Source organism: Verrucosispora sp. WMMD573 (genome assembly GCF_027497175.1).
Taxonomy (GTDB): domain Bacteria; phylum Actinomycetota; class Actinomycetes; order Mycobacteriales; family Micromonosporaceae; genus Micromonospora.
Window position 1 is genome coordinate 1,791,914 of the sequence record NZ_CP114901.1, and the last position, 11,202, is coordinate 1,803,115.

Annotated in this window: 7 protein-coding genes; 5 read left to right on the top strand and 2 right to left on the bottom strand. The window is 70.9% G+C overall.

All coding sequences use genetic code 11. The features are described from left to right. Nucleotides 1-80: 80 nt before the first annotated feature. Nucleotides 81-1,427 (top strand): FAD-binding oxidoreductase, encoded by a 1,347-nt coding sequence (locus O7601_RS08315; protein WP_281565615.1) that lies wholly within the window; start codon nt 81-83, stop codon nt 1,425-1,427. Between the two features lie 13 nt (nt 1,428-1,440). On the opposite strand, the gene O7601_RS08320 is transcribed toward O7601_RS08315, so the two are convergent. Beyond that, a complete protein-coding gene (locus O7601_RS08320) occupies nt 1,441-3,513 on the bottom strand; it encodes a SpoIIE family protein phosphatase (protein WP_281565616.1) in 2,073 nt (690 codons plus the stop codon). A gap of 154 nt (nt 3,514-3,667) precedes the next feature. Here O7601_RS08320 and O7601_RS08325 point away from each other — a divergent pair, with 154 nt between their 5' ends. Together O7601_RS08325 and O7601_RS08330 are read left to right on the top strand one after the other, a co-directional pair. Continuing rightward, complete coding sequence (locus O7601_RS08325; RefSeq protein WP_281566844.1) at nt 3,668-8,041, top strand: HAMP domain-containing protein; 4,374 nt, start codon at nt 3,668-3,670, stop codon at nt 8,039-8,041. Further along, nucleotides 8,038-8,598 carry a response regulator gene (locus O7601_RS08330; RefSeq protein WP_281565617.1) on the top strand — a complete coding sequence of 187 codons (561 nt, stop codon included), beginning with the start codon at nt 8,038-8,040 and terminating at the stop codon, nt 8,596-8,598. Before O7601_RS08325 ends, O7601_RS08330 begins: the two co-directional genes overlap by 4 nt. A 140-nt stretch (nt 8,599-8,738) precedes the next feature. On the opposite strand, the gene O7601_RS08335 is transcribed toward O7601_RS08330, so the two are convergent. After that, nucleotides 8,739-9,074, bottom strand: coding sequence for an STAS domain-containing protein (locus O7601_RS08335; RefSeq protein ID WP_093403944.1), 336 nt, complete (start codon nt 9,072-9,074; stop codon nt 8,739-8,741). A 140-nt stretch (nt 9,075-9,214) separates the two neighbouring features. Here O7601_RS08335 and hemL point away from each other — a divergent pair, with 140 nt between their 5' ends. Continuing rightward, entirely contained in the window at nt 9,215-10,552 is a 1,338-nt protein-coding gene (gene hemL / locus O7601_RS08340; RefSeq protein WP_281565618.1) for a glutamate-1-semialdehyde 2,1-aminomutase, read from the top strand. A gap of 2 nt (nt 10,553-10,554) precedes the next feature. Then, nucleotides 10,555-11,202: a histidine phosphatase family protein gene (locus O7601_RS08345; RefSeq protein ID WP_281565619.1), complete on the top strand. Its 648-nt coding sequence runs from the start codon at nt 10,555-10,557 to the stop codon at nt 11,200-11,202.

Below are 11,202 nucleotides of genomic sequence, written 5' to 3' on the forward strand. Positions count from 1 at the left end.
CGCCACGTTACCGGCCGTAGCGACATGTGGCGCGGTGCAATTCCACCTCCGATTGTTCGAACACATGTACGATCGCCGGCATGGTGCCACCCCCTTCCGCCGGTACGTCCGGTGTTCGCGACATCACCCGCCGACTGACCGAAATCTGCGGTCCGCGCTTCGCCCGCCGTGCCGGCCCCGCCGACGAGGTGGCCGGGAGCACGGCCCGCTGGGTGGCGGTGCCCGGCAGTCCGTACGCCGCCGCGCAGGTGTTGCGGCTGGCGGCCCGGCACGACCTGAGCGTGGTGCCCCGCGGGGCCGGCACCAAGATCGACTGGGGTGCGCCGCCCCAACGGGTCGACATCATGCTCGACACCGGGAGACTGGCCGGCATCGGCCACCAGCCGCCGGATCGGGGCACGGCCGAGATCGGCGCCGGTACGCCGCTGCGCGCGGTGCAGGCCACCCTGGAACGCACCGGCCGGCGGCTCGCGTTGGACGCCCCCTCGCCCGGCGCCACCCTCGGCGGGGTGCTGGCGGCGGACGAGGCCGGCCCGCTGCGTCACCGGCATGGCACCGCCTGCGACCAGCTCGTCGGCCTGCGCTACCTGGCCGCCGACGGTGAGCTGGCCGAGGCGGGCGGTGGGGCGGCCGGGCTGGCCGAGACGCGACTGTTGTGCGGCTCGGAGGGAGCACTCGGCGTGCTGGTCAGCGCGACGCTGCGGGTGCAGGCGGTGCCGGCCGCCCGGGTGTGGGTGACCCGACCGGTGTGGACCCCACTGGAGGTGCACGACCTGATCCGGGCGGTGCTCGCCGCCCGGCTCGACCCGGCCGCGATCGAGCTCGACCTGCCGGTGGGCACGGGCTGCCGCCCTCGACGGGATCGCCGCGCCGAGTCGATGGCGTTGCACCCGTCGATGACGGCGCGCGCGTCGACCGGCCCGGCGGGCACCGGTGCGCTGGTGGTGCTGTTGGAGGGCGGCCCCGCTGAGGTGGCGGAGCGCACCGACCGGTTGCTCGGTCTCTTCGGCCCCCGCACGGTGGTCGCCCGGGCGGCACCCTCGTGGTGGCGCAGCTACCCCTTCGCCCCCGGCGACACGGCCCTGCGACTGGAGGTGCCGACCACCGACCTGCATGCCGCCGTCTACGCCCTACGCGACGCGGCCGGTGGGCCGGTGCCGGTACGCGGCTCGGCCGGGCTCGGCGTGGTGCACGCCGCCCTGCCCGGGGCGCTGGCACCGAGCAGGGTCGCGTCGATCCTGGCCGCGGTGCGAGGCGTGCTACTCGCCCGACAGGGCCGGTGCGTGGTGCTCGCCGCACCGCCGGCCGTCCGCCGCACCGTCGACCTGTGGGGCGAGCGGGCCGACCTGGCCCAGCTACGCGCCGTCAAGCAGCACCTGGACCCGACCCACCGCCTAGCCCCCGGCCGTCTCCCCGGCGGCCTCTAGGCCGATACACCGGTCAGGCGACGTCGTTGCGGAGGACGAGGATGGCGATGTCGTCGCGGGGCTCCTCGACCGAGAAGTTGATCGCGGTGGAGCGCAACCGGGCCGCCACCACGTCCGCCGAGTAGCCGGCCAGCGGCGCGGCGGCGTCGCGTAGCCGTCCGGTGCCGAACAACTCCCGGCCCCGGCGGCGCTCGGTCACCCCGTCGGTGTAGAAGATCAGGCAGTCGCCCGGATCCAGGGCGAGGTGCGCGGTGGGCGAGGTGATCGCGTCGAGCAGCCCGAGTGCGGTACCACCGGTGCCGACGAACGCGGCCGGACCGCCGCTGGACCGCAGCAGCACCGGCCGGTCGTGCCCCGCCAGGTGCAGCCCGACGTCGAGCCGGTCGCCCTCACCCGGCCCGACCGCCGCCAGCGCCAGCGTGCAGTAGCGGCCGGCCCCTCGATCCACAAGCGTCTCGTTGAGCCGGGCCAGCACCTCGGGCAGCGGCTTGCCGTCGCCGGCCAGCACCCGGATGACGTCCCGCACCAGCCCGGTGACCGCCGCCGCCTGCACTCCCTTGCCGGAGACATCGCCGATCACCACCAGCCAGCGCCCATCGGGCAGCGGCACCACGTCGTAGAAGTCGCCGCCGACGTCGACGTCCCCGCCGGTCGGCACGTACTCGGCGGCGAAGCCGATGCCCTCCACCACCGGCAGCACCGGCGGCAGCAACGACTGTTGCAGGGTCTGGGCCACCCGGCGGCGCTCGGCATGGATGCGGGCGTTCTCGATGGCGAGGGCGGCCCGCCGGGCCACGTCCTCCAGCACCGCGATCTCGTCCGGATCCTGCCGGTGCCGCTGGTGCCGTCCGACGGCCAGGGTGCCGAGGCGTTGCCCGCGGGCGATCAACGGTACGGCGAAGCCCTCCATCGGCGCGCCGAGCGGGGTCCGGGTGCCGTTGCGGCTGGCCTCACGCAGCCGAGCCAGGATGGAGTCAGGGCCGGCCTCGCGGAGCGTGGCGTGCAGTTGCGGCAACATCGACTCGTCGGCGTGGCTGGCCGCCGCGAGCCGGAGCCGACCCCACTCGTCGGTGGTGTGCACCGCGCACCACTGGCCGAGCCGGGGCACCACCAGCTGCGGGACGAGCGCCATGGTCAGTTCCACGTCCAGCGACTGGGCGAGCAACTCGCTGGCCTCGGCGAGGAAGGTCAGCCAGGCCTGCCGGCGTACGTCCGCGCGGCGCAGCCGGTCGTTCTCCAGATGCAGCGAGAGCCGCTCGGCGGTCAGCACCGCCAGCGGCTGGGCGTACGCGGTGGGCGCGGCGTCCAGTTCCAGCTCACCGGTGTACGGGCGGTGCACGGCCAGCGGCACCCGGAGCAGGTCGTTACCGGACCGGGGCTGGCGGCCGTACCGGGCGAGGATCTGGGGACCCTGGCCGTCGCCGCGGTCCAGCCGCACCACCCCACCGGCGGCGCCGACCATCTCCGCCACCCGGGTCAGCAGGCCGGCGGCGAAGTCCGGCAGCGGGTCCTCGGCGTACGGGTCGGGGGTGGTCTGCATCAGCGCGTTGATCGCACCGGCGCTGGGCACGGCGGTCTGTCCGGCGCTGTCCCGTTGGGCGGCGCTCGCGGGTGGCGCGGGGGTGGCCGGTCCGTTGCCTTTGCGATCGGACCGGTCCAGCCGGAACCACACGCCCTTTCCGGTGCGCAGGTAGGTGGTGCCCCAGCGGCTGGCGAAGTGGTCGACCAGCAGCAGCCCGCGCCCCCGTTCGGCGACCTCGGCGATGTCGGTCGCCTGGTTGCGTACGCCGACGGTCAGCTCGTCGACCGGGCCGGCGGCGAAGTCGGAGACCGTCACGGTCAGCCCCGCCTGGTCGGCGGTGACCTCGATGTCCAGTTCGGTGCGGGCGTGCTCGACCGCGTTTGTGGACAGCTCCGTGGTCAACAGAAGTGCCTCGTTGAGCAGTTCGTCCAGGTCCGCCTCCGCGAGCACGGACCGGACGACCGCGCGCGCGGCGGCCGGCGTACGGCGGTCGGCGGGAAGCCGAACGCGCCGCGCGTGCTCGTCTGGGCCCGTCTTCGCCGCGGGCCCTGCCTCCGCTGACACCCTCGTATCCTCCACCGACACCTCTGAAGTGCCAAGCCGATCATCACCGGGTCTTTGCCGTCGGACGGTGCCGTGCCGTGGCGTTATCGAGGTCACGGGGACAATGATGGGGTGGCCGGTGGGAGCCGGTGTACCCCGAGGTGAGCGAGGAATGATGACCACGGCGAAACAGTCGGTGACCGCGGAGACCTCCGCCGCCGCCGACCACGAGGCGGTCCTCACCGAGCTGGCGGAGGCGCTACGGCGGGTCCGTGGCGGTGATCTGAAGGTTCGGTTGCCCCGGCGCTCGGGTGCGGCCGGTGAGGTGGCGGACGCCTTCAACGACGTGGTGTCGCTCCAGGAGCGGCAGCACCTGGATCTGCGCCGGATCAGTCGGGTCGTGGGCCGCGACGGTCGGCTGACCGAGCGGCTGGACGAGGAAGGGCTCGACGGCTCCTGGGCGGAGGGGCAGCGGGCGGTCAACTCGCTTATCGACGACCTGGGCCGCCCCACCACCGAGATCGCCCGGGTCATCGTGGCGGTCGCCGACGGTGACCTCACCCAGCACATGGCGCTGGAGATCGACGGCCGCCCGCTGCGCGGTGAATACCTGCGCATCGGCCGCACGGTCAACACCATGGTCGACCAGCTCTCGTCGTTCTCCAACGAGGTGACCCGGGTGGCCCGGGAGGTGGGCACCGAGGGCAAGCTGGGTGGTCAGGCCGACGTCCGCGGCGTCGCCGGCACCTGGAAGGACCTCACCGACTCGGTGAACACCATGGCGTCGAACCTGACCGGGCAGGTCCGGTCGATCTCCCAGGTGGCGACCGCGGTGGCCAAGGGTGACCTCTCGCAGAAGATCACCGTCAGTGCTCGTGGCGAGGTCGCCGAGCTGGCCGACACGATGAACTCGCTCACCGACACGCTGCGCCTCTTCGCCGAGCAGGTGACGCGGGTGGCCCGTGAGGTGGGTACCGAGGGCAAGCTGGGCGGTCAGGCGGAGGTGCCGGGCGTCGCGGGTACCTGGAAGGACCTGACCGACAGCGTCAACTCGATGGCGTCGAACCTGACCGCCCAGGTGCGCAACATCGCCCAGGTCTCCACCGCGGTGGCCCGGGGCGACCTGTCGCAGAAGATCACCGTGGCCGCGCAGGGCGAGATCCTGGAACTCAAGGACACCGTCAACACGATGGTGGACCAGTTGTCGTCGTTCGCCGACGAGGTGACCCGGGTGGCCCGTGAGGTGGGTACCGAGGGCAAGCTGGGCGGTCAGGCGCAGGTGCGTGGCGTCTCCGGCACCTGGCGCGACCTCACCGAGAACGTGAACCAGCTCGCCGGCAACCTGACCAGCCAGGTCCGCAACATCTCCCAGGTCTCCACGGCGGTCGCCAAAGGCGACCTGAGCCAGAAGATCACGGTCGACGCTCGGGGCGAGATCCTGGAGCTGAAGAGCACCGTCAACACGATGGTGGACCAGTTGTCGTCGTTCGCCGACGAGGTGACCCGGGTGGCCCGTGAGGTGGGTACCGAGGGCAAGCTGGGCGGTCAGGCGCAGGTCAAGGGCGTCAGCGGCACGTGGCGGGATCTGACTGACAACGTGAACTCGATGGCGTCGAACCTGACCAGCCAGGTACGCAACATCGCCTCGGTCACCACGGCGGTGGCGCGGGGCGACCTGTCGCAGAAGATCACGGTGGATGCCCGGGGCGAGATCCTGGAGCTGAAGTCGACGGTGAACACGATGGTGGATCAGCTGTCGTCGTTCGCCGACGAGGTGACCCGGGTGGCCCGTGAGGTGGGTACCGAGGGCAACCTCGGCGGTCAGGCGCAGGTCAAGGGCGTCAGCGGCACGTGGCGGGATCTGACCGACAACGTGAACTCGATGGCGTCGAACCTGACCGCCCAGGTGCGCAACATCGCACAGGTCTCCACCGCGGTGGCCCGGGGCGACCTGAGCCAGAAGATCACGGTGGATGCCCGGGGCGAGATCCTGGAGCTGAAGTCGACGGTGAACACGATGGTGGATCAGCTGTCGTCGTTCGCCGACGAGGTGACCCGGGTGGCCCGTGAGGTGGGTACCGAGGGCAAGCTGGGCGGCCAGGCGCAGGTGCGTGGCGTCGCCGGCACCTGGCGGGATCTGACCGACAACGTGAACTCGATGGCGTCGAACCTGACCAGCCAGGTACGCAACATCGCCTCGGTCACCACAGCGGTGGCCAACGGTGACCTGTCGCAGAAGATCACGGTCGACGCGCAGGGCGAGATCCTGGAGCTGAAGAACACCGTCAACACGATGGTGGATCAGTTGTCGTCGTTCGCCGACGAGGTGACCCGGGTGGCCCGTGAGGTGGGTACCGAGGGCAAGCTGGGCGGCCAGGCCCAGGTGAAGGGGGTCTCCGGCACCTGGCGCGACCTGACCGAGAACGTCAACCAGCTCGCCTCGACGCTTACCACCCAGCTACGGGCGATCGCCCGCGTCTCGACCTCGGTGACCCGGGGCGACCTCACCCAGCGGATCGCGGTGAAGGCGCAGGGCGAGGTCGCCGAGCTGAAGGACAACATCAACCAGATGATCGTCACCCTTCGGGAGACGACCCACAAGAACGCCGAGCAGGGGTGGCTCGACTCCAACCTCGCCCGCATCGGCGGCCTGCTCCAGGGCCAGCGTGATCTCGGCGAGGTCTGCCGGATGATCATGCAGGAGGTCACGCCGCTGGTCGACGCGCAGCTGGGTGCCTTCTTCCTGGTGGACAACTCCGAGGGCGTGATGCGGCTGCGGTTGACCGCCTCGTACGGCTACGTCTCCCGGGGGCACGACGTGACCTTCGGGCCGGGCGAGGGGCTGGTCGGCCAGGCCGCGCTGTCCCGGCGCACCATCCGGGTCGGCGCCGTACCGGACGGCCGGATCACCTTGCGTTCCGGCCTGGCCGACACGCCACCGGCGGACCTGGTCGTCCTGCCGGTCCTCTTCGAGGGCGAGTTGCTCGGCGTGATCGAGTTCGCCACCGTCACGCCCTTCTCCGAGCTGCACCTGTCGTTCCTGGAGCGGCTGGTCTCCACAATCGGCATCGCGGTCAACACCATTCAGGCGAACCGGCGTACAGAGGAACTGCTCGCCCAGTCGCAGCGGCTGGCGCACGAGTTGCAGGAACAGTCGGCGGAGTTGCAGCGGACCAACGCCGAGCTGGAGGACAAGGCCAAACTGCTGTCGGAGCAGAAGGCGAACATCGAGACCCAGAACCGGGAGATCGAGCTGGCCCGGCTGGGCCTGGAGGACAAGGCGCAGCAGCTCACCCGGGCCTCGGCGTACAAGTCGGAGTTCCTGGCGAACATGAGCCACGAGCTGCGTACGCCGCTGAACTCGCTGCTGCTGCTGGCCCGGCTGCTGATGGAGAACTCCGAGCAGAACCTCACGCCGAAGCAGATCGAGTTCGCCCGCACGATCCACGGCTCCGGATCGGACCTGCTGCGCCTGATCGACGACATCCTGGACCTCTCCAAGATCGAGGCCGGGCGGATGGACGTCGAGCCGACCGAGGTCCGGTTCACCGAGGTCTGCAACTACGTGGAACAGGCGTTCGCCCCGCAGGCCGAGGAGAAGGGCCTGGACTTCCAGGTACGCATCGGCAAGGACCTGCCGCCGGCCGTGGTGACCGACGCGCAGCGGCTTCAGCAGGTGCTGCGTAACCTGTTGTCGAACGCGGTCAAGTTCACCGACAACGGCGCGGTGACCCTGCGTATCTCCCGGGCGCCGGAGCACGCGGTGTTCGACGTGCCGGCGCTGACCAACGCCCGGCAGGTGATTGCCTTCACGGTGATCGACACCGGCATCGGGATCTCCGACGACAAGCTGTCGCTGATCTTCGAGGCGTTCCAGCAGGCGGACGGGACCACCAGCCGCCGGTACGGCGGTACCGGGCTGGGCCTGTCGATCAGCCGCGACCTGGCCCGGCTGATCGGAGGCACGATCACGGTCGCGTCGGCACCGGGCCAGGGCTCGACGTTCACGCTGTACCTGCCGGACGTACTGGCGCCGGACGCGGTGGTGGCACCCGCGCCACCGTCACCGCAGCGGGCGGGTCTGCCGTCGTCGTTGTTGATGCCGCCGATGGAGCTGCTGTCGGAGGCGCCCGAGGCGCCGAAGACCCGTCAGCTGGACGGCGCGACCGTGCTGATCGTCGACGACGACGTGCGGAACGTCTTCGCGCTGACCAGCGCGCTCGAACTGCACGGCATGACCGTGTTGTACGCCGACAACGGCACCGACGGGGTTCGCCTGTTGGCCGAACACCCGGAGGTCGATATCGTCCTGATGGATGCGATGATGCCCGATCAGGACGGATACGAGACAACTCGACAGATCAGGCGCAATCACCGGTTCGCGGACCTGCCGATCGTGTTCCTGACGGCGAAGGCGATGCCAGGGGATCGGGAGTCGGCGATCGCGGCCGGGGCCAGCGACTACATCACCAAGCCGGTCGACCTGGACCAGCTGATCGAGCTGATGGGTACCTGGATCAGTGGCAGCCGTACCGAGGAGGGCTCGTGACGCAGGTGGCGAAGGCGCTGCTGGTCGATGATCGCCGGGAGAACCTGATGGCCCTGGAGGCGATCCTCCAGGGACTGCCGGTGCAGTCGGTCGCCGTGGAGAGCGGTGAGGCGGCACTGAAGCAGTTGCTGGTGGACGACTTCGCGGTGATCCTGCTGGACGCCCAGATGCCGGACATGGACGGGTTCGAGACGGCGAGCCACATCAAGCGGCGGGAGCGTACCCGGCACGTTCCGATCATCTTCCTGACCGCTGCCGACCGGGACGCTCAACTGGCCCTGCGCGGCTACGCGGCCGGTGCGGTGGACTACCTCACCAAGCCGTTCGACCCGTGGGTGCTGCGGGCCAAGGTCTCCGTCTTCGTCGAGTTGTGGACCAAGACCCGCCAGTTGGCGGCACAGTCCGAGATGGTCCGCGAGCGTGACGCCCAGTGGCGGATGCTGACCGATGCCGTCGACGAGGCCACCACCCTGCTCCGCAACACCGACAACCCCGAAGCCCACGCCCGCGCCGTAGCCCTCCTCGAACAAGCCCGCTGGGGCACCACCCCCGACTGATACCCCACCCCTCAACCCCCACCCCACCCTCCCCTCCCACCCCCCAAACCCTCCCCGTTGATCATGAGGTTAGCGGCAGATTTGAAGATCGAAATCGCCGCTAACCTCATGATCAACGCACGTCAGTGGGTGGGTGCGGGTTAGGGGGTGGGGGTGTCGTTGCGGATCATCAGGGCGCTGCGTAGGCCGGTGATGTCCAGGACGCGGAGCAGGAACTCGCCGACATTTGTCAGCACGAGCAGGCTCTGCGCGTGACTGGCCTTGCGGCTGAGGACGACCAGGGTGCCCAGGCCCTGCGAGTCGCAGAACGTCACGCCGCCGAGGTCGAGGACGATCCGGGGCGGGGGCTCGGTGAGAACCTCGTTGACGACGGTCGATAGCTGGGCGGCCGTTTGCATGTCGATCTCACCGGCAAGGCGGAGGACTGCTTCGTCGCCCGTTCGGTGTACGGTGATGGACAGTTCGGCACGATCCACCGGGTCAGCCTATCGCGATCTCCGTCGACCGGCCTGTCGAGGGCGCGCCGTCCCCGTGCAGCGTGCCGGGGGTGAGCCCGGTAACCCCGTGCCGGGGTGGCTGCCGATCCGCCACCGGGCGCTGACACAATGGCGGCATCGTGACCGAGGTGTTTACCGCCGGATCCGACCGCTACCCGGTCGACGCGCCGGCCTCAGCGGCCCTGTTCGACCGCGCCTGCGCCATCGTGCCGGGCGGGGTCAACTCCCCTGTGCGCGCCTTCCGGGCGGTCGGCGGCACACCACGCTTCATGGTCCGCGGTGAGGGACCCTGGCTCCACGATGCGGACGGTCGCCGTTACGTCGACCTGGTCTGCTCCTGGGGTCCGCTGATTCTGGGCCACGCCCACCCCGAGGTGGTCGCGGCCGTGCAGGCAGCCGCCGCGCACGGCACCAGTTTCGGTACGCCCACGCCCGGCGAGGTCGAACTGGCCGACGAGATCGTCGCGCGTACCCCGGTCGAGCAGGTCCGGCTGGTCAACTCGGGCACCGAGGCGACCATGTCGGCGATCCGCCTCGCGCGCGGGTACACCGGACGCTCGAAGATCATCAAGTTCGCCGGCTGCTACCACGGGCACGTCGACGCGCTGCTGGCCGCCGCCGGCTCCGGCGTGGCCACGCTCGGTCTGCCCGACTCGCCGGGGGTCACCGGCGCGGCGGCCAGCGAGACGATCGTGTTGCCGTACAACGACGTGCCCGCCGTCGAGGCCGCCTTCGCCGCCGAGGGCCAGCACATCGCCGCGGTGATCACCGAGGCCGCGCCGGGCAACATGGGTGTGGTCGCCCCCCGGGACGGGTTCAACGCACAGCTGGCCCGCATCGCGCACGCACACGGCGCACTGCTGATCATCGACGAGGTGATGACCGGGTTCCGGGTCTCCCGCGCCGGCTGGCACGGCCTCGACCCGGTCGAGGCGGACCTGTGGACGTACGGCAAGGTCATGGGTGGCGGCCTGCCCGCCGCGGCGTTCGGCGGGCGCGCGGAGATCATGTCGCGACTGGCTCCCGCCGGTCCCGTCTACCAGGCCGGCACCCTTTCCGGGAACCCGCTCGCCTGCGCGGCCGGGCTGACCACGCTGCGGCTCGCCGACGACGCGCTCTACCGCCGCTTGGACGACACCGCCGCCGTGGTGGGCAGGCTGGCCGCCGACGCGCTGGCCGCCGCCGGGGTCCCGCACCGGCTGTCGTACGCCGGAAACATGTTCTCGATCTTCTTCACCGACGCCGACGTGGTCGACTACGACAGCGCCCGCACCCAGCAGGTGCCGGCGTTCAAGGCGTTCTTCCACGCGATGCTCGCTGCCGGGGTCTATCTGCCGCCGAGCGCGTTCGAGTCCTGGTTCGTCTCGGCGGCGATCGACGATGCCGCCCTGGAACAGATCGCCGCCGCGCTGCCGACGGCGGCCAACGCGGCGGCAGCGGCAGGTCACGGGGGGTAGCAATGGGCAAGACGGTGGTCCACGTGCTCCGGCACGGCGAGGTGTACAACCCGGATGGCATCCTCTACGGCCGCCTGCCCGGTTTCCGCCTCAGCGAACTGGGCGTCCAGATGGCCAAGGCCGCCGCGCAGGGGCTCGCCGAACGCGAGGTCGTGCATGTGGCGGCCAGCCCGCTGGAACGCGCCCAGCAGACCGCCGAGCCGATCGCCGCCCAGTTCCGGCTGCCGGTCGGGGTGGATGAGCGGCTGATCGAGAGCGCCAACTGGTTCGAGGGCAAGAAGGTCTCGCCCGGCGACGGCTCCTTCCGCGACCCGCGTAACTGGTGGGTGCTGCGGGATCCGGTCACCCCGTCCTGGGGCGAGGCGTACCGGGCCATCGCCGAGCGGATGTTCGGCGCGCTGCACGCCGCCCGGATCGCCGCCGAGGGCCGGGAGGCCGTCCTGGTCTCGCACCAGCTGCCGATCTGGACGCTGCGCCGCTACGTGGAGCGCAAGCGGCTGTGGCACGACCCGCGTCGCCGGCAGTGTGCGCTGGCCTCGCTCACCACCTTCCACTTCGACGGTGCCAAGATCGTCGGCATCGGTTACTCCGAGCCGGCCGCACACCTGGTGGCGATGTCGCCGACCGCGCGGACGGCCAAGGGGGCCTGA